Genomic DNA, 18,706 nt, shown 5'->3' on the forward strand with positions numbered 1-18,706 from the left:
ACTCTGTACAGCCGCTCTATGCATACACCGTTACGCATTACCTTCATCGTTATCCTGCTCTCCTGTCTAACCCCGTTTATATCGTCAGGGCAAACTGATACAACGCTGAACCTGACCCAGTGGGGAGGATCAATCCTTACAGGCCTCAACAGTCCGGGCAAAACCAATCCACCCTCCAGCCATAACCCATTTGGGCTCGAACTCACATATAGCCGCGTCGGGACAAGCCGGAAAGCCTGGGAAGCCTGTAATTGTTTTGCTAAAACGGGGGTATATGTTAACTACTATCAGCTGGGCAATCCAACCGTTTTGGGGCAGACAGCGGGAGCCGGTATCTTTTTTGAACCCTTGATAGGCTACCGCCACCGGCTTTACGGATCTGTCCGGGCCTCGCTAGGTATTTCGTATCTAAGCCGGTATTTCAATGCCGAGACCAACCCAACCAATCAGTTTGTCAGTCTGCCGGTGAGCAACATGATTGCCGCCCGAGCCGCCCTGCATTACCGCCTGACACCAAACTGGCAGAGCGTTTTATCGGTTCAGTTTGGCCATATTTCGAATGGTGGTACTAAACAACCAAACAACGGTCTTAATTTACCCACCATTGGTATTGGCACCATCTATAGCCCACAACCGGATGGTTTACCGGTTAACTTTATACGCAATGCGCCAAATTCATTTAATCATTGGTTTGCACGGGCAACGGCTTTTGGCTCAATCCGGATTATTTCGCGCTTTGATCCGTATGCCAGCAAAGACCTCTTTAAAGAAAAAGAGCAATGGGTGACGAAAATGTGGGGGGCAGATCTGGTTGGCGGCTATCGGTTAACACGGCAACATGCGGTATCGGTAGGCATACAGTATATTGACGATCGATATTTAAAAACGCTTATGTTATCAAGACCAAACTTTCAATATCGTCAGGCGTCGATTTTGGCAGGCTATGAGTTCTGGTATGGACGTTTTACTGTACAAGCGCATTATGCCTGGAATTTTGTTGTCCCTGCATTTAATGGGTATATCCGGCATTACCATCAGTTTCAGCGCTATTCGTTACTCTATCAGTTGAGTAATGGGTTTACCTTTGGTGTAGGCGTCAGGGCTGATCGTGAAACTACAAAGGGGTTTCATGTTCTAACAGGTTGGGTACTTTGAACGTCAAAATTGAAAAGTAAGATCTAAGCATTCAATAAATAACTATAAGTTTAAGATATGAAACACCAAAGTAACTACTACTGGCTTGATTTAATCCGAGGTATATCTGCGTTATTGGTATTATTGAGTCATGTTAGAGCCTTGTTCTTTTTAGACTACTCGTCTACGTCACAAAATGTCTTTATCCAATTCTTTTATTTTATAACAGGATTTGGGCATATTGCAGTAATTATCTTTTTTGTTCTAAGTGGTTTTTTTATAATTGGCAGTATAGATAAAGCATATATAAATAATAAATGGTCATTTAGAAGATACGGTATTGACAGAATAGTAAGGCTTTGGGTAGTATTGATTCCATCTTTGCTTTTCACTGTACTATGTGATAATTTTGGAGAATTATATTTTCCTGAATCTCTAGCTTATAAAGGTGAACTAGAATATTTACCCGCAGTAAATTTAAACAACAATCAATCTTTTGCTGTATTCTTCGGCAATATGTTTTTCATTCAAAAAATATTAGTACCTACATTTGGAACGAATTCGCCATTATGGAGTTTAGCCTACGAATTCTGGTACTATTGTCTCTTCCCATTAATGTATCTATTAATATTTAACTGGAGAAAATCCATAAATGTCTTAATTTATTTAGTATTCATACTGTCAATTTTTTTCTTGATTGGAACAGACATAAGAAACAACTATTTAATTTGGCTAATGGGTGGAATTCCATATTTCTTGAGTAAGGTCATTAAAAACAATAAAGCCCTCAGCTATTTAACACCTGTCATAATAGGAATGTTTTTTGTAAATATGTCAGTAGTAAGAATAAATAAATTAAATTTCCTCTTTAATGATTATACACTTGGGTTTGTCACAAGCTTATGTATATTTAGTTTAATTAACTATACAATGCCTTTAAATATATTAAAAAGAATCACCCTGTTTTTATCAAACATTTCTTATACCTTGTATTTAATCCATATGCCACTAGCTGTATTAATAACAAGTGCTTTAATAAAAGAACGTTTACCTTTCACAAAAGATAATTTTATTATATTTATATTAATTTCAACTTCAATTGTATTGTTTAGTTATGTCTTTTGGCTATGTTTCGAAAAGCAAACACCATTTATTAAAAATCTAATTAAATCTAAAATGTTACCACAAGCTAAGTAAACAATTATTTTCTAGTGGCTTAGACATTTACAATGTATAAACGTAAGTGTTATAAATTGTAGATATCTAAGCCACTAACTATTATTTATTTTTAAGTGCTTTACTAATTAATATTCTTGCTTTTGAGTTTTGACCAGCAAATTTCTTTAATAAAATATCTTCTTCAGTGAACCGAGCCAAAAGAATTTCAGCATCTCTATTTCTATTCCTATCATACGATATATAAATAGTACCATCAGATGACTGAAAGCCATCAGGATAAGAAACCACACTTCGATCATCTAACAATAACCCACCAATCCAGCTTTTTCCATCATCTTCAGATAAATAAGCGGTCAGTTTAGTTCGAAGGCTTGTTAATTCATTAATAGCTCCGTGTCGTACTAATAAAATTCGGCCTGATTGTAAACGACGAATAAAATGGCGTGAGTTAACATGTTCTTGATATTTTACAGGCTTTGACCATGTTATACCTTTATCAGACGATACACTTTCCCATATACCGTTAATTGTTCGCGCGGTCATCCAAAGTGTACCATCTCTTCGCTCAATAATATGATGTTCATCATATTCTGAACCAGGAAACAGTACTCCTCCTTGGCGTATCCAAGTTTTGCCTTGATCGGAAGATACAATTACGTTTGCCATACGAAATGCATCTAGTTCACGAAACTGTTGTTTATATTTGAGAGTAATAAGCCCTCTATTCCAGAGTGAGATAGTTACCAGCCAAGTATTATTTGAAAAAACATTAGGTTTATTCAGCGAACAGCCATGCCATATTCTGACAGGCTTAGACCAAATCGGAGTGTCACTATCGGGATTATCACATCGCGTATACCATGTCCCGCTCCTGCCATCATAGTATGTCAAAGACTGGTCAAACAATAGCCATAAATGACCTTGTGGATCAGTCCATAAATTTCCAACAACTGACCTACGCTTATCTTCAAGAGAAGTATCATGAGGGTCAATGACGACACTAGGTTTCGACCAAGACTCTCCATTATCATTACTATAGTTTAACACAAAAAAAGCATTATCATCATCGCCACCTGCAACCCAGCATGACCAAATCCGACCTTTAGGTGTTCTTGCTATGCCATTGTTCATACTAAAATCAAGTTGATCATAGTCATAGGTTGGCAAAGGTTTTGTATCAATTACGGGTGCTACCAAAGCAGCATCGCTCTCTTTTCCAACAGGATTAATTGAGGTCGAAATTAATGACTTATCCTGAGTCTTGCATGAACATAGATTTACAGAAACTATCAAAATAAATCTATGTAAAACAGATCTTAAGCTAATAACCTTTAAAATATGTTTTATACTAAAACATTCTGGCTCTCCGAAATATTTTGAATTAAACAACACAATATCTTTATTTAGCGATTGCCATGCCAAATAAATTACAGTTAGTAACTGAAAAGAAGTAAAATCTTGCGAATGCGAAAGTGCAGCTGGCTTTCGTATTAGTTTGACTATTACAAATTTCATCTTCATATAATATATAAGATTAGAATATGGTTTCCACTACACAACTTTATTAATATTATTCATTCATTACAAGCATGGCTTCATTATTATTACATTAAAATTCAAATTTAATTAGAAGAAGACTAATATATTGTATACTTAAGAGAGATATAAATGGCAATAAATATCATAATATCATATAATAAATGGTGAGTAATCAAAGAAAGAAGCATATCCATCATACTTACTCTTAATATCAATAGTGGCTTAATCTTGTTGTTAGATGTATCTTTGTCAATGGTCTTAGAAGCGATTCCTTGCAAACATTGTGGCAAAACCGATTTGGTTAAACGCTACGGTACCACACCAGCTGCTACTCAACGGTTTCAGTGTGGTGATTGTAAGCGGACGTTTGTGCGAATCTACACCAACAAGGCCTGCGACCCGCTCGTCAGCCAACAGATTACTGACCTTGTTCTTAACGGCGGGGGCGTTCTGGACACAGCGCGTATGCATGGCATTAATCGGAATACGGTTAGCCGACATTTTAAAATCGTTGTACAGCGCCTACGCTGTTGAATAGCCTTTACAACTTACGTTCCCAGCAGAAGCCCTAAATTTGGCCGACTTTCTGAACCAAGCCTCCCGCTTTTACTGGTACCCGATCGAGTCCTCCCTTAAAATCTGGGCTGGAGCGTACAATGCCTTTCGTTATGAAAGGTATTTGGTGAATGCATTGGTGATCGCTTCGGCGAATCCCGTACAGAAAACTCTTACAGTCACGGTGCGCTCCCGGAAGTCATTAACCACTAATGTCCTATGGAAAGTAGCCAAGTAACCTTCAAGATTCTTCATCCCCATGCCGCCGGGATTGATGTGGGTTCACGCAGTCATCTGGTAGCCATTGATCAGAACAAATCGGACGGCCGAAGCCGACAATGTGCGTGAGTTTGGGGTCTACACAAAAGACCATCTGGAGATTATTAGTCATCTGCGCCAGCATGGCGTGACTACCATCGCCATGGAGAGTACCGGTAGTTATTGGCAGACATTGTTCAATGCTCTTCAGCAAGCAGGCTTTGACGTGCTGCTAGTGGGCGGTAGCCAGACCAAAAATGTCAAGGGCCGCAAAACCGACGTGATCGATTGCATCTGGATTCAAAAGCTGCACTCGCTGGGCTTACTTTCGGGCAGTTTGCTTCTGAGTGATACCTTTCAGCAGTTGCGTACCTACTATTACCATCGCCAGCATCTGGTCCAGCAATCGGCTCGTTACTCCAGCAAGATGCAAAAGGCATTACGGTTGATGAATATCCGCTTAGATGTGGCACTCAATGATATCACCGGTCAATCTGGTATGGCCGTCATTGAAGCGATTCTATCAGGCCATCGGGAAACGGATCATCTGGTGTCGCTGGTAAGTGACCGGGTGAAAAAATCCCGCCAGGAGATTGCGGATGCCCTGCAAGGCTGGTGGCGAGAGGATCGGAGCGCCGAAGCGATTGCTGTTTGAGCTACAGGCTTCGTTGGATTTTTACCGGCTTTACGAGAGTAAGATCAAGGAATGTGATGGTGTTATTGAAACGTTTCTAGTCAAGTATGCGCCCCCGGTTGAGGTAACGCCGACCGAGAAGAAGCAGCTAAAAACGCATCGCAAGCGAGCGGGCAAACATGCTCCTGGCTTTAATCTATCCCAGTTGGCTTACCAGTATTTTCGTACCGACCTGTTTGCCGTGTCCGGCATCAGTTACAATACGGTGTTGTGCTTACTCACCAGCTTAGGTCATGACATTCACAAATTCCCGAACGCGAAAAGTTTTGCCTGCTGGCTGGGCCTGGTGCCCAATAACAAGGTCAGTGGAGGTAAAGTCATCAGTAATCGCCGACCGTCTGGTCGAAATACCATCGCCAAAGCGTTGCGCCATGCGGCCAACTCGATTGGCAACCAGAAAGATCATGAGTTAACGCCCTTCTTCAAACGCATTGCCTTCAAAAAAGGCCGGATTGCGGCCATTATTGCCACCGCCCGCAAGCTGGCGGTTATCATCTGGAATATGATCAGTAAAGGGGAAGCCTATCAAAAAGAGCGAGTGGAGCAGAACCAGGCAAAGCAGCGTATCCTCAAACTGAAGCACTTAGACAAAAAACTGCATGCTCTCCAATTGACTCAGGAGGAGCTAAAAAGGCTATTCACAAAGCACTCGTTATCAATAGGGTAGAAATCAGTTGTACAGAAAAAAAGCAGTGAGGTCGTTCGGGTCAACCCTGCTTATGCAGATAAGGGCTTGATTGTGAATCTAAAAACAGATGAATGTGGTCATTCACCGGTGCTAAGAAGTACCCGCGCTGGCTGTGGTGGGGTGAAGACACGGTTACAGGCGAAGTACTTGCTTTTGTCTTTGGCCGTCGTAGTCATCGCACCTTTGAGCAGTTGCTACAGGTTCTGGCCGGGGCTCAGATTGGGGTGGAGCGGTAGTTTACCGATTCGTGGTGGGTCTATTTTGACTGCCTGGATCAGTGGATACGAACCGGGGCAAAGCGGCCATGCAGCGTCTTAAACGGAAGCATCTAACGTTGGTACCCGACTTAAACGGTTGTATCGGCGAACGATTTGTTTCTCGAAATCGGTGTTAGTTCATGATGCGGTTATTGGCCTTTTCATCAACCAGTTTTTCTTTACGCACCAACAAGATTAAGCCACTACCGATTTTTTCGAAAATGGCAGAAGTAAATCCATTTCAAATCTTCTTAAAATTGTTTCTTTACTTAAAAATTGTTCAGCATAGCGTCGGGCATTTTCCCTATAGCAATTTAAATCAGTACTCAATGCTTTATCAATACCTTCTTTCAAGGCAATGACGGATTCCGGCTCTACTAAAATACCCATTTTAAACTCATCAATTATATCATATAAAGTTGTTCCGGGAAGAGCAGATACAATTGAACAACCACCAGCTGATAAAATACTTGTCAGCTTCGAAGGGAGCACTAGATCAGAAGCCGACTTTTTTTGTAAAACTAAGTGAACATCAGCCGATGCCAATAACTCTCCTAGCTTATCATAAGGCTGTAAAGGAAAAAATCTAACATTCCCTAGCTTTTTTTGCCTAGCTAACTCTTCAAGACGTTCTCTCCCACCCCCTGCACCCACAATTAAGAAATGAACGTCAGATTGGGTGCGGTAAGCTTCCGCAACCTCAAGTATGATTTCTAAGCCTTGCTTTTCGCCTAAACTTCCTGAATACAGAATAATTTTATGTTCCATCGGAATACCAAATTCTCTTTTTAGAGAAGCTTCTTTCGGCAGTACAGAGATATGTTTGTCATCAACCCAATTAGGAAAAAATAAACATTCCTGATTTAATACTTTCTTTGCCAAAATCTTCCGAATCATGCCTTTACTAATTGTTGAAACAACACTTGAATGTTTCAAAATAATGCGTTCAACAAAAAACATAAGATTTAGAAATAGTTTATTATTAATCATACCTAGATCCTTTGCCATATCGATCTGTAGGTCTTGAATATGACACCAAAGTGGCACACCACGTAGCTGTGTATAAAGTACGGGCAAAAGCCCTAAATGAAAAGGAGGAGAAAAACAAATGACAATATCATATGGCTTACTCACAAAAACTCTCGACCAGAATCGCAAACTAGAGATAACAAAAGATAACTCATGAACAATACGCTTAATAGATGTGACGTTTTTTGGCACATACAAAGGGCAACGCATTATACGAACACCATTGCTTATTTCAGTCATCCAACTTTTACTGCTGTATTCTTCTTTTATCTTCCACTCCGGGTAATAAGGTAAAGCCGTAATAACATCAACGGCATGACCTTGACTGACTAACCATTCAGCCATTTCACCAGTATATTTTCCAATCCCTGTCAGTTCAGGAAAATAATTGATCCCATAGAACAAAATTCTCATACCACAAAAATTATTTCCAACGTTTTTTAACAAGATAGGGTTTAGTATAGGTTTTATAAATACCATTACTATCTAAAGTTTCATTTATAATAGACCCAGCTGTTACAATTGTATCATTACCTATAACAACACCAGGACCAATAAAGGAAGAAGCCCCAATCCACACACCATCATAAAGAGTGATTGGAGAATTCCGATAAGGCATATTATAAATCGAATAATCATGGTTTCCACAACATAAAAAAGATCTCTGACTAATACAAACGTTATTACCAACAGTAACTTTTTCAAAGTTTAATATAAAAACTTCTTCTCCAATCCAGACATAGTCGCCAATTTCAAGCTTCCATGGAAAATGAATATTAACTCTTGGTTTTATAATAACTGAATGGCCAATTTTTGCTCCAAATAAAATAAGAAGTAAACGTTTAATGGAATTAGGAAAAGGGAAAGGGTTTAGAAAAAATATACATTTTACAATATACCAAACAACAAATTTAAACTTGGAAGCGCCGAGTGTAAATCCTAAAGAGGAATCAAATTCTCCTAACCGAACAACTGATTTATTAAACATAATTAAATTTAATTACAAATATTTTAAAAAAACGTTTTCCATATCTGAAATATATCTATCTTCAGAAAATAACTCAACAGCTTTTTTATGGTTCATCACTGCAATAGAAAGCAAAGCAGGACGATTATTATATAAATACAATAGATAATTAATTATTGCAACATTGTCGATATTAGTATTTTCAATCAAAAAACCATTATCGGGAACATTAACAATATCAGGAATGCCTGCATGATAAGTAGATATAACTGCTAAAGCGTTTGCATAAGACTCTAAAATAGAAATTGGTTGTCCTTCATTAGGATATCTGGATAATAAAATAAAAATATGAGAATCATTTAGAAGACAAGCTTTTTTAGCCCCGTCTACAACACCATGATAAAAAACATAATTAGTTAAGTTATTTTCGGAAATAAAATTAAAAAAATAGTTTCTATCTAAATCAGAAAAAAACTTACCAGCAAAATGGTATTCGAAATGCAAATTTTTATTTTTTGAATGAAGTGCAATATGCAGAACGTCTTTGTAGCCTTTACTTTCAATAAAATTACTTAAATATAATATTTTCAATATTCCAGAAGTAATAATATCTTTTTTTTTAATTTCTAATAATTCATTACTCAAAAGAAAACAATCGTCAACACAATTTTCAACAACATAAATATTTTCTTTGTCAATCATACCAGTAAAATTAAATTTCAAGCTCTCACTTAAAACAATAACGCCTGAAACTTTATTTATCAAAAAATAATTAATCTTTTTTTGTATATAACATGATTTAGAATCAATTAGAGTACGATAATAGCCACCATGTAGATGTAACAAAATTTTAGCTCTTTTAATTTTCAAAATAAAAATGATAACTAAATCACGAATGTTACCGCCGACAGTTTGAGAAATTGTAAAATAATACAGATCATCATTTGAGAACAAAAGAATAAGTAAATTTTTGACAAAATCTAAATTATTAGTAAGATTTAATTTAGAAAAAATAAATTTTTTATGTAATACACTACTATATAAGGTCGAAACAGCTTTTGAAAGACCATGCATTGGAGGAGGAAATTGTGATATAAATTTAATTGTATACATCAGAAAAGTAAATTAATTTTATTTAAAGCTTGACAAATATTTTTTTCGTAATTATCCCACGAATAATTTTTTACTGATTCAAGAGCATTCAAAGACATTTCATGATAATGACTAGGATGAAGAAAAAGATAAAGAATTTTTTCATAAATTGCATTTACATCACCTGCTTCGATAATAAATCCATTATAACCATCAATTATTATATCAGGCCCTCCGGAATTTTTAGTAACGATAACAGGCAAGCCAGCAGATAAAGCTTCAAGTAAAACAAGACCAAAACCTTCACCAAGAGTCGGGAAAAGGAAAACACTACAATCAGAATAAAAAAGTTTAAGTTCATCCAGTAACTTGTGACCATGAAGAAAAACATTGTCTGGGATATTTTCAAAAAGATCAGGAAAGTATTGTGCGCCAGAACCTATTAAATCAAATTGAATTGGATAACTCAAAAGTTTACATGAAGCCTCTAATATATAAGAAATACCTTTACGTTGACTAATCTCACCAACATATAAAACTTTAAAAAATTTATTAATATTCCTAGATACTACATTTGAATTAACGTACTTTTCAAAATCAACACCATAAGGAATTTGAAAGATTATATCATTCGAAATTCCGGAAAAAAATAAGCCTTTTTTTGAAAAGGTTGAGGCAACAATATGATAATCAGCCAACAAAATTTCTTTAACAAATTTCTCACTAAAAGATTTATCAAAAACAAAACCAGAACCTTCAAAAGTTTTGGCAAATTTACCGCTTGAAAAAATATATTGTTGATAAATAACATGCAAATAATTTCGAGGTGTTTGAGCATGATCAATAATTTTAATAACATTAGGTGCTTTAGTTTTTAAAATCTCAAAAAGTAATTCACTATTAGTATCGAATGAAATAACTACATCTATTTTATTATCTATTATATATTTTGCAAGTTTTTTTTGAAAACGTCTTGAAATTACAGTGCGAATAATATTAGAAAATTTAGTATTACCAAATACCCTAGTATAAAGAGTTAAAAGTAGAGTTTCCAACTCACAAAACTGCAAAATATCAGAATCAAACAGTTCGTATGACTTTCTGCTTAATATTCTTTTCTTATTATTCGAATTAAGAAATAAAAGCAAAATTTTATTTAATATCGAATTGTTAGAATTATATATCGATGTACAATATTTATACAAAAAGCCTGATTTCTTCAATGCTGACGCCAACCTCAAAGAATGTTGTTTACCTGGATGAGCAACAATAACTTTCATACTTTACTAAACTTGGTTATTAAAAAATAAGGGGATGTTGTAAATAAAAAAAAGGCCGAAAAATAGCAAAGTCCACCACGAGTAATGAATTGAAGTAATAATGTGTAGCAAACAGAATAAAGAACAAGATGATTTAAGTTGTTTGAATGATATAATGAATTCATTTTTTTGAGAAAATAACCAAAAACAAAAAAAATTATAAAGCATCCAATAATTCCAAAATCCAAATAGTACTCTCCAATATTAGGCCAAGCAATCGCAGCATTTAAAATAGCAAAATCATTAACTGAATGCCGAATACCTACAACCATTGTCATATCTTGTGCAAGTGGCTTATTATGCCAGAAAGCACGTGGGATCCAAAGAGTAAATGTATCTATAATTAAGCTTTTGCCTAATGTAAAATCGTATTTATCAGGATAATTCATCATTAAACCATAGAATGGTTTATATAAATCAAAATTACTTTCGAGTGTATAAATAAAATCAGTAGTACTTAATGACGAGTTAGCTTTCTCTCCAGATCTCAAAGATCCACGAGTTGATCCGAGTAAAGTACTTAAGTAAAATAATGTAATAGTAAAAAATATTAAAATATTAGTGGATGGTTTTTTATTATTACTTTTATAATAATATAAGAAAATAGATACAATCATAATAATTAAAAAGATTCGAAATCCACGTATATAAAAAACAGAAAAAGTCATAAATGCTAATACAATAAAGATAAATTTATTATTATTAAATTTAAATATATAAATTAATGGAACAATCATACACAATGAAAAATTTGACAAAAATAATAAATCTGTATTTTGATCAATTTTATTTCCATCCTGGCCCATACTAAAGATATATGTAAAAGACCTTCCAGTCAGGAATAAGTAATATATCGATAAAGCAAAAGCTAAAACCCAGATAACATATGAAAATATCATAATATTTTTTATTTTATTTTTATTTATAGGTATAAAGGAATAAAATCGTAGATAGCTAGCTTTATAATAACCCAGAAGAAAGAAAAGAAAGGAAAACAGAAAAACAAAGGTTGCTTTTATACAACCTGGCATGACATCAACACCAAAACAATCAGTTCGTCCGACAGAAATCAATGAAAGAGGTGTATAGACAAATAATGCCATATATAAAGCGACAACAATATGAATTGAATGAAAAATATCTATACTTTCATTTCTAATAACGTATAAATATCCAAAAAGCATAAACATACTTGAAAGAATAATTACATAAATCTCATAAAGATATATATCATTATTTAAGGAAAATATGAGCAACAATATTATAGTATGAATAATTGGGTAAGAAATTATTTTATTCAGTGACATAGTATTAGATTTTTATTATTTGAGATACAACATTAGAAACAACATCGCTAGCGTTAAATCTAGTATTTGCTATCTCAAGTGAAGTCATTTTGGCAACATCATACCATGACTTAGAGTTTGATACAATTTTTTTAATAATATTATAAAAGTTTTTTTCATCACTGTAGCTAAAAACATATCCATTTTTATCATTAACGACAACTTCAGGATGATTACCTACATGTTCAGACACAATTAATGGTAAGCCACACCATAATGCCTCAATACATGTTAAGGGATTAGGATCAGAAAGCGAAGGTAAAAGTAAATAATCTGAAATGGAATATAAATCAATAGTAGTTGTCTGATCCACATATCCTAATAATCTTATATCTAATTTCTCTTTATTATCAATAAAATTACGTAAATCGGCTTCTAATTCTCCATCTCCAGCTAGTAAAACAGTAAATTTATCACAAAACTCAGACTCAACTAAAAGTTTTAAAAAACGCATTTGTCCTTTAGCACAGGTTAATCTTGCTGGGCAAAATAGAAGAATCTTATTATTATCAACTTTATAACTTTTACGAACATTATTTAATTTAAATTCATCAAAATTTAAAACAGTATTATATTTTACATTATCGATAACATTTGGCACTAAAATCTTATGATTTTCATTTGCAGCATATTTCATAATAAATTGAAGCGATAATCTACCTGCATACCAAAAACCGTCAAACTTTTTAAAAATATACCTCCTAATATGTTCACGCAATAACAACTTATAGTAACTATAATTCCTTTCTTCATTAAGATGTGACTCATTCCAATAATATACTTTATAATCAATACTTTTCTTATTATAAAGCACTGTCCATAGTGCAAAATAAAGATAAGAACCCGCTGAGATTACTACATCAGGATCTTCATTTTCAAGTATAGATCTCACCCCTTTATTTATATGAAAATAAATCCCAGATATGGCGAAAACTTTGCCGTCTATCAAATGTGTATATTCCGTCTTATATTGAGAATATGTCCAATTTCTATTAGGCTCGGTCTCTGCTGTAACAAGCACTTTAAAGGATATTCCCTGTTCTTTAAATGCTTTATACAACATATCATAAAAATATTTTCGATATGGAGTCAAAATATTAGTTAATAATATAACTTTTGAAACACTCATTTTCTTATTCACTTAGTAATGATTGCAGTTTCATTAAATTATCTGGCATATCTACGCCAATCTTATCATAAAACTCGGTTAGTTCGTGTGAATAATCACCTATTAATTTTGTCAATGATATTACTTTAATATCCAATACTCTTGCACTCATTAAAATTGTGCTCTTATACCCAACAACTTTGACATTTTTATCTTTAAAGCTTGAAAGATAATATTCTAAGCCTTTATCCTTATTTAAACATCTGAGGTCATTTAGGACTTCTAGGTTATATTCTTCCTTTGGATGAAGCTTATAATAAATTTGATTTTTTTTACTGGAAGAGTATTCTTTTATATGTTGGATTGATTCAACTAGTGTATCAATATTTTTTATTGTATCAATTTTATCAAGAGCAATCACTATACTACAGTCTGCCATTTGCAAACTTTCATCAATATTTAAGTAAAGACTTGTTACACCTTTTAAATATTCTTCCTTATGGATCTGAATTATTTCTCTTCCCCTAAAAATATCTCTCTCTTTGCCTTTTAAAGTAAGATATATTTTTGTTAAATTCTTATTACTTGAAATGTAATTACCGTTAAAATTATATATCTTACCAAATTGAAAAATATATTTTATTATCAATTTTCTCAATGCTCTTGTAATATCATTAGAATTAAAACCGTCCACATTTTCAGTATTTTTAAAATATGGAAATGATCCATCTTCAAGCCATATCATTTCAATGTGCTTATTTTTTTTGTAAAGTTTTTTCAAAATATACATTTCTTGTATATTCGTATCGCAAACCTCAAAAACTTTATCATAGGAATCAGTTATAAATTTATTGATAGCTACTAAATCATTTAAAATTATCGGCAATTTATTATACCACTTATTGTTCGATGAAGGATAAGATCCTTTCCTTATAAGTACATTTGTAAATGCAGATCGTACTGCTTTTTCAGTTTGTTCATTTAAATTAAAATCTTTAAACAAAATTAAATCATTTTTTTGGTTTTGGAATCTAATCTTTGCTAGACCTATTGCTAAAATCAAATTAGCTTGTGTATGGCAGACAAATAAATTGCGCATTAAGTTTAAATCTTTGTTGTTATAACTTTGTCCATTTTCAAGAAATTCCATATTCTATCAATAAATACGGTGTAAGTGATTCTTAGTAAATTCAAGCTTTTAGGTAGTACATATATGGACATTAATACCTCTAAACTTAGTGTTCCAACAGCTATACCAAGTAAACCAATATGTTGTGCAAGTAAGTATGATAATATTATCGATATAATAGAGCAAATTACTCCTGCAATTGTATACATATATGGTTTATTATATGCCCTGAAGACTACACCACCAATCCACCATAAGGCATTGAATAATATCCCAATAACAATTACTGACCAAACATACTTATCAATTTTAATACTGTTTCCTGTCCATAATTTGTATATATCGATTCCAAAAATTAACAAAAAACATATTCCAGCTAATGCAATTATTGTAGTAATTATTACAGAGTTAACATAAATATTTGAAGCCTTTTTTAAGTCACCTCGTCCAATTTCATATTGCAATTCAGGAAAAACTATGGTATCTATCATATTTATGATCTGGTTTACAGATCTTGTAAGTGAACGTACAGTATTAAATATTGTTACAGATTCAGGTCCAAGTGTAATTCTTACAACTAATGTTGATCCTTGAAAAAATATTGCTTGCCAAATGGGTGAAAGTAAATAACCAAAACCTTGTTTTCCGATAACTTTAATTTCATTTTTATTAATAGTACCATATATTTTTTGGTGCTTGAAATTGATTAATCTTTTCGCAATTACTCCATATGTTATAACAAACATCAACGTTCCAACTAAATTAAATAGAGCCAAATAAACTATATTCATATTCAAATATAGCACTATTGCATTCAATATAATTATCATAAATGATTGTATTGTGAATAGATTAATACTTAATGCTGCTTTTCGCGCAGCTCTGTAATACGCTTCAAACATTTGCGTATAAAAAGATATTAATCTTGAAACAATTAGTATCCAGACACTTGCTAGGGCTTGATTCTCATTTATTATTGAAACTGATAAAAAGCTATATTTTTTAAGAATTAATACTACTAATAAACTTAACGATATTCCTATTATAAGAATAATTGTAATTAATATGAATGCACTTTTAGATATATCTGCTGCTTTTTTTTTATCTCCTTTTAGAAAATTTAATACAAAATAATTTGATGCAGCTGTACCAAATCCTAAATCTGTTAGGCTGAATATATTTGGGATTATTGTTAAAGTCAACCATTCACCATAATATTCAGTCCCCCAAGAACTTATAAAAAAAGGGACTAATACTAATTGTTCAGCCACTTTTATTATCTTTTGTATTGCCGTTGCAACACCGTTTTTAAAAAAATTATTTATTTTATTTTTAGAAATCATTAGAAATATTCATTAACAATACTAACATAAAACATGTAATACGGTCTATAGAAAAGCTATCATTTAGTTTAGTCCTGATCACTAAAAGGCTAATTATGTGTAACATTCGGTGTATACTTATGATGTTCAACGCCGTGGATATTTTTACTTTTTGATCCACACATTATTTCAGCTTTCCTGACGTCTTGTACAAAGCTTTTAAATTCATTTTTATATAGATCTACTGCAACTCCATCAAAATGGACCCAATCAAGATCACCTAATTTAACGTGCTTTTCAATCATTTTGGCCCCAGCTGCTACTGCTAACATACATCCTAAGGATCCAACATCATGACTTGAATAACCTGAATATAAGTTTTTATAACCTAAACCTCTTAATTCCTCATAATGCCTTACAACGGCTACTTGACATGCTTCTGGCGGAGTTGGGTAAGAAGAGGTGCATTGTAGCAAAAATAATTTCCTGTCAGATATAAAATTATCTAGCACAAAATTCTCATAACTTTTGTCTGTAAAGCCAGTTGAAATAACTAAGTCTCCTACGAAACTTTCACCTACTTTTAGTAAATAATTTTTATGGTTTGATATAGTTGAAGGTAATTTCAATAATACAGTATCAAACTTTGTCATGTATTCATATGAATTCCAATCTAATATTGACGCGAACCATGGTATTTCATACTTTATACACTCTGCTTCAAGAAGGCTGAACAAATCATCATTTAATTCAACACCTAACCTATAATCACCTAAAGTTTTACCAAATGGTGATTTGTAGGGGCGTGAAAGTTCTTCAGCCGTATAAAAAGTTCTTACATCTCTTTTTTGTACTTTTATCATATCAGCTCCACTTTCCTTAGCTATTTGTATCATTTTAACTAATCTTTTTGGGTCGCCAATGTGATTATTTGTAAATTCTGCAACTACAATTACTTTGTTATCTCGTTCTACTTGTTTGGTCAATTTTTTATATAAACTTGAATTTGTTACTCTTCTTCTAACTGGATAATCGTAATTTATATCATCTAAGAACTTTTTAAATCCTTGTATTGAAATTTCACTAAACTCTTTTTCACCGACATGTTTTAGCTTAACTGTCTTATAATACATATTAAAATACTCAATCACCTCTTTAAATTGAGATTCTTGAGTTTTTAAAAATGCATTTTTATATTTCAAATCATGCATCACATTATCTTCTGGTGATAATGTACTTGCATAAAAATCAAATCCAACAAAAAACACTTCGATATTTTCTTTTAGTATTTTCTGATACTCAAGACTAAATTTTATAGCAGATAAAATTACATAATCTGTTAAATAATATGTTTCGGAACGTAAATAATCTAAAATATGCTCATGACTATCTTGTCTCCAAGCTTCATAACTTACCTCAATATGCTTTTGATCTGGTATCTTTAAATATGATGGAGCAATATATTTCTCTGAACTAAAATTATTTGATTTTATACTTTCGAAAAAGTCAATTTTATAAAATAAAGATATGTCTCCTTGTATGATTCTTTCCGAATCATTTATATTTATTACAAAAAAGTCTTTTAGATCATAGTCAACTAGTTCTCGAGATGACTCACCTTTACCCACAATTAATAATTTATTTTTGTGAGATTTTAAAACGATATTTCTTATTTGGCTCAAGAAGTTCTCCATTGTATTGTTCATTTTCTACTGTTACATTTAATCCATTTTCAACAGCAATATTCAGTCCGGGAATGATATCCCAAATATATGCCCCTTTATTATTTTGAAAACTATAGAACGATCCTGTGATTACATTATACATATTGTAAACACAACATCCAATAATTCTATATTCATAACCTTCCTCAAGATTCAGTAAATCGCTTTTTGTTAAACTTGAGGAAATTCCACATATTCTCGAATCATATTTTTTAATTTTATCCCCTGTACTTAAATAGCAATTTAATTCTGGCAGTGCTAACATCGATTCTTGATGTTTCCCGTCTTTATAATGACATACTGCAACTCCCCATTCTTTGAGTCCTGAAATGTAGTTTTCTGTTCCATCTATTGGATCTAAGATTAATACTTCTTTTTGTTTTATATTTTCGATATTTATTTCAGGTGTTTCCTCAGATACTAATTTAAAATCAGGATACTCATCTGCCAATAGATTTTTTATCAACATTTCAGTATATAGATCTCCTTCACTCACATAGCTTCCATCAGTTTTTTTAACTGGGTTTTTCCTATATTCTAGTATTTTACTTAAATTCTCTTTCAGTAATTCTTTAATTTTAAAACACACTTCCATATAATTGTTGGTTAATAACCTTCATTTTTATAAATTACATCCAATCCCTTTTCTTTTATCCATTTCTCCGTTCTTAATAAATCTTCATACTCATGAACATCAAAACATCCCTCTGTTATATATGGAATTATTGAATTCCCCATCACCGGCCATGGAGGCTGTCCAACCTTGCTTTTTATTCCTCGCTCAACACTGAGCACCCAAAATGAATGATCAAAGAATAAACATCCCTCTAAATCCTGGCGATTTGCAGATACCTTTTTATTCGAAAGATCTATAAATGGCTCTAACTCACCATCTTTATTTATTTTTTTTGCTCTATATGGATGATATTCATTTTTATAATGTGATGGTATTACTGCTGAACTCATTGGATTTCTTAAATGGATTTCTATGCAATCATCAATCATCTCTGTTGAAATTGTTCCAACGTTTGCATGAAATACAATTATAATTTTTGCTTCGTCTTTTCTTGATATGGTTTCATATGCATGTTTAACAACATCTGAACTTTGCGATGTTGGTTCCGCTAACCATAACGGCCTTTTTATATTTTCATATCCAACTTTCTTCCCTGCCTCCAAAATTGATTCACAATCACTACTTATATAATAACGTCCAATATATTTTGAACGTTTTGCAGCAATTGCTGGCCATTCTAACAAAGGTCTACTTAACACATTTAATATATTTTTATTTTTCAATGTGTTATTTCCCCTTCCTATTATCAATGCTACAATATCTGTTCTTTTCATTCTACTTTTTTGAATT

18 protein-coding genes and 1 pseudogene are annotated in these 18,706 nt (G+C 33.0%); 7 read left to right on the forward strand and 12 right to left on the reverse strand.

The window, feature by feature from the left end; genetic code table 11:
* The first annotated feature begins 18 nt into the window (after positions 1-18).
* Positions 19-1,155 carry an acyloxyacyl hydrolase gene (locus tag BLX24_RS11180; RefSeq protein ID WP_071503241.1) on the forward strand — a complete coding sequence of 379 codons (1,137 nt, stop codon included), beginning with the start codon at positions 19-21 and terminating at the stop codon, positions 1,153-1,155.
* A gap of 57 nt (positions 1,156-1,212) precedes the next feature.
* Complete coding sequence (locus BLX24_RS11185; RefSeq protein WP_071503242.1) at positions 1,213-2,331, forward strand: acyltransferase family protein; 1,119 nt, start codon at positions 1,213-1,215, stop codon at positions 2,329-2,331.
* Between the two features lie 81 nt (positions 2,332-2,412).
* On the opposite strand, the gene BLX24_RS31645 is transcribed toward BLX24_RS11185, so the two are convergent.
* On the reverse strand, positions 2,413-3,828 hold the full coding sequence (locus BLX24_RS31645; RefSeq protein ID WP_083421949.1) for a sialidase family protein: 1,416 nt from the start codon (positions 3,826-3,828) through the stop codon (positions 2,413-2,415).
* 276 nt (positions 3,829-4,104) lie between these two features.
* Between BLX24_RS31645 and BLX24_RS34045 the strand changes: the two genes are divergently transcribed.
* From BLX24_RS34045 to BLX24_RS34050, 5 genes and pseudogenes are all read left to right on the forward strand, one after another.
* On the forward strand, positions 4,105-4,386 hold the full coding sequence (locus tag BLX24_RS34045; protein ID WP_083421922.1) for an IS1/IS1595 family N-terminal zinc-binding domain-containing protein: 282 nt from the start codon (positions 4,105-4,107) through the stop codon (positions 4,384-4,386).
* 325 nt (positions 4,387-4,711) lie between these two features.
* Positions 4,712-5,320: an IS110 family transposase gene (locus BLX24_RS11195; protein ID WP_071503244.1), complete on the forward strand. Its 609-nt coding sequence runs from the start codon at positions 4,712-4,714 to the stop codon at positions 5,318-5,320.
* Complete coding sequence (locus BLX24_RS11200) at positions 5,310-6,026, forward strand: transposase (protein ID WP_177225825.1); 717 nt, start codon at positions 5,310-5,312, stop codon at positions 6,024-6,026. The genes BLX24_RS11195 and BLX24_RS11200 overlap by 11 nt, the downstream gene beginning before the upstream one ends.
* A gap of 92 nt (positions 6,027-6,118) precedes the next feature.
* A complete protein-coding gene (locus BLX24_RS33835; protein WP_083421923.1) occupies positions 6,119-6,283 on the forward strand; it encodes an IS1 family transposase in 165 nt (54 codons plus the stop codon).
* Between the two features lie 106 nt (positions 6,284-6,389).
* Positions 6,390-6,503, forward strand: a pseudogene (locus BLX24_RS34050) (IS1 family transposase); the annotation flags it as partial.
* Here the strand turns inward: BLX24_RS34050 and BLX24_RS11210 are convergent.
* The 11 genes from BLX24_RS11210 to BLX24_RS11255 form a co-directional block, all read right to left on the reverse strand.
* Entirely contained in the window at positions 6,500-7,780 is a 1,281-nt protein-coding gene (locus BLX24_RS11210; protein ID WP_229201769.1) for a WcaI family glycosyltransferase, read from the reverse strand. The pseudogene BLX24_RS34050 and the gene BLX24_RS11210 sit on opposite strands and share 4 nt — an antisense overlap.
* Positions 7,758-8,321: a WcaF family extracellular polysaccharide biosynthesis acetyltransferase gene (locus BLX24_RS31665; RefSeq protein WP_083421925.1), complete on the reverse strand. Its 564-nt coding sequence runs from the start codon at positions 8,319-8,321 to the stop codon at positions 7,758-7,760. The genes BLX24_RS11210 and BLX24_RS31665 overlap by 23 nt, the downstream gene beginning before the upstream one ends.
* Positions 8,322-8,333: 12 nt before the next feature.
* Positions 8,334-9,413: a glycosyltransferase family 4 protein gene (locus tag BLX24_RS11215; RefSeq protein ID WP_071503246.1), complete on the reverse strand. Its 1,080-nt coding sequence runs from the start codon at positions 9,411-9,413 to the stop codon at positions 8,334-8,336.
* On the reverse strand, positions 9,413-10,672 hold the full coding sequence (locus BLX24_RS11220) for a glycosyltransferase family 4 protein (protein ID WP_071503247.1): 1,260 nt from the start codon (positions 10,670-10,672) through the stop codon (positions 9,413-9,415). The genes BLX24_RS11215 and BLX24_RS11220 overlap by 1 nt, the downstream gene beginning before the upstream one ends.
* Positions 10,669-12,018, reverse strand: coding sequence for an O-antigen polymerase (locus BLX24_RS11225; protein ID WP_071503248.1), 1,350 nt, complete (start codon positions 12,016-12,018; stop codon positions 10,669-10,671). The genes BLX24_RS11220 and BLX24_RS11225 overlap by 4 nt, the downstream gene beginning before the upstream one ends.
* A 4-nt stretch (positions 12,019-12,022) precedes the next feature.
* Positions 12,023-13,186, reverse strand: a complete 1,164-nt coding sequence (locus BLX24_RS11230) for a glycosyltransferase family 4 protein (protein ID WP_083421926.1) — start codon at positions 13,184-13,186, stop codon at positions 12,023-12,025.
* Between the two features lie 4 nt (positions 13,187-13,190).
* Positions 13,191-14,315, reverse strand: a complete 1,125-nt coding sequence (locus tag BLX24_RS11235; protein ID WP_143092648.1) for a polysialyltransferase family glycosyltransferase — start codon at positions 14,313-14,315, stop codon at positions 13,191-13,193.
* The gene (locus BLX24_RS11240; RefSeq protein WP_071503251.1) at positions 14,270-15,637 is read right to left on the reverse strand and encodes a lipopolysaccharide biosynthesis protein; all 1,368 of its coding nucleotides are present in this window, start codon (positions 15,635-15,637) and stop codon (positions 14,270-14,272) included. Before BLX24_RS11240 ends, BLX24_RS11235 begins: the two co-directional genes overlap by 46 nt.
* An 89-nt stretch (positions 15,638-15,726) precedes the next feature.
* Complete coding sequence (locus BLX24_RS11245; RefSeq protein ID WP_071503252.1) at positions 15,727-17,310, reverse strand: N-acetylneuraminate synthase family protein; 1,584 nt, start codon at positions 17,308-17,310, stop codon at positions 15,727-15,729.
* Positions 17,255-17,935: an inositol monophosphatase family protein gene (locus BLX24_RS11250; protein ID WP_071503253.1), complete on the reverse strand. Its 681-nt coding sequence runs from the start codon at positions 17,933-17,935 to the stop codon at positions 17,255-17,257. Before BLX24_RS11250 ends, BLX24_RS11245 begins: the two co-directional genes overlap by 56 nt.
* An 11-nt stretch (positions 17,936-17,946) precedes the next feature.
* On the reverse strand, positions 17,947-18,690 hold the full coding sequence (locus BLX24_RS11255; protein ID WP_071503254.1) for an acylneuraminate cytidylyltransferase family protein: 744 nt from the start codon (positions 18,688-18,690) through the stop codon (positions 17,947-17,949).
* Positions 18,691-18,706: the final 16 nt, after the last annotated feature.

This window comes from Arsenicibacter rosenii (assembly GCF_001870735.1).
In the GTDB taxonomy this organism is placed as follows: domain Bacteria; phylum Bacteroidota; class Bacteroidia; order Cytophagales; family Spirosomataceae; genus Arsenicibacter; species Arsenicibacter rosenii.

What these genes read in the sequence shown, in the direction of transcription:
- BLX24_RS11220 (WP_071503247.1), bottom strand. Translation starts at nt 10,672, where the DNA reads ATGAAAGTTATTGTTGCTCATCCAGGTAAACAACATTCTTTGAGGTTG.
- BLX24_RS11230 (WP_083421926.1), bottom strand. Translation starts at nt 13,186, where the DNA reads ATGAGTGTTTCAAAAGTTATATTATTAACTAATATTTTGACTCCATAT.
- BLX24_RS11250 (WP_071503253.1), bottom strand. Translation starts at nt 17,935, where the DNA reads ATGGAAGTGTGTTTTAAAATTAAAGAATTACTGAAAGAGAATTTAAGT.
- BLX24_RS31665 (WP_083421925.1), bottom strand. Translation starts at nt 8,321, where the DNA reads ATGTTTAATAAATCAGTTGTTCGGTTAGGAGAATTTGATTCCTCTTTA.
- BLX24_RS11215 (WP_071503246.1), bottom strand. Translation starts at nt 9,413, where the DNA reads ATGTATACAATTAAATTTATATCACAATTTCCTCCTCCAATGCATGGT.
- BLX24_RS11245 (WP_071503252.1), bottom strand. Translation starts at nt 17,310, where the DNA reads ATGGAGAACTTCTTGAGCCAAATAAGAAATATCGTTTTAAAATCTCAC.
- BLX24_RS11240 (WP_071503251.1), bottom strand. Translation starts at nt 15,637, where the DNA reads ATGATTTCTAAAAATAAAATAAATAATTTTTTTAAAAACGGTGTTGCA.
- BLX24_RS11180 (WP_071503241.1), top strand. Translation starts at nt 19, where the DNA reads ATGCATACACCGTTACGCATTACCTTCATCGTTATCCTGCTCTCCTGT.
- BLX24_RS31645 (WP_083421949.1), bottom strand. Translation starts at nt 3,828, where the DNA reads ATGAAATTTGTAATAGTCAAACTAATACGAAAGCCAGCTGCACTTTCG.
- BLX24_RS33835 (WP_083421923.1), top strand. Translation starts at nt 6,119, where the DNA reads ATGTGGTCATTCACCGGTGCTAAGAAGTACCCGCGCTGGCTGTGGTGG.
- BLX24_RS11225 (WP_071503248.1), bottom strand. Translation starts at nt 12,018, where the DNA reads ATGTCACTGAATAAAATAATTTCTTACCCAATTATTCATACTATAATA.
- BLX24_RS11235 (WP_143092648.1), bottom strand. Translation starts at nt 14,315, where the DNA reads ATGGAATTTCTTGAAAATGGACAAAGTTATAACAACAAAGATTTAAAC.
- BLX24_RS11185 (WP_071503242.1), top strand. Translation starts at nt 1,213, where the DNA reads ATGAAACACCAAAGTAACTACTACTGGCTTGATTTAATCCGAGGTATA.
- BLX24_RS11255 (WP_071503254.1), bottom strand. Translation starts at nt 18,690, where the DNA reads ATGAAAAGAACAGATATTGTAGCATTGATAATAGGAAGGGGAAATAAC.
- BLX24_RS34045 (WP_083421922.1), top strand. Translation starts at nt 4,105, where the DNA reads ATGGTCTTAGAAGCGATTCCTTGCAAACATTGTGGCAAAACCGATTTG.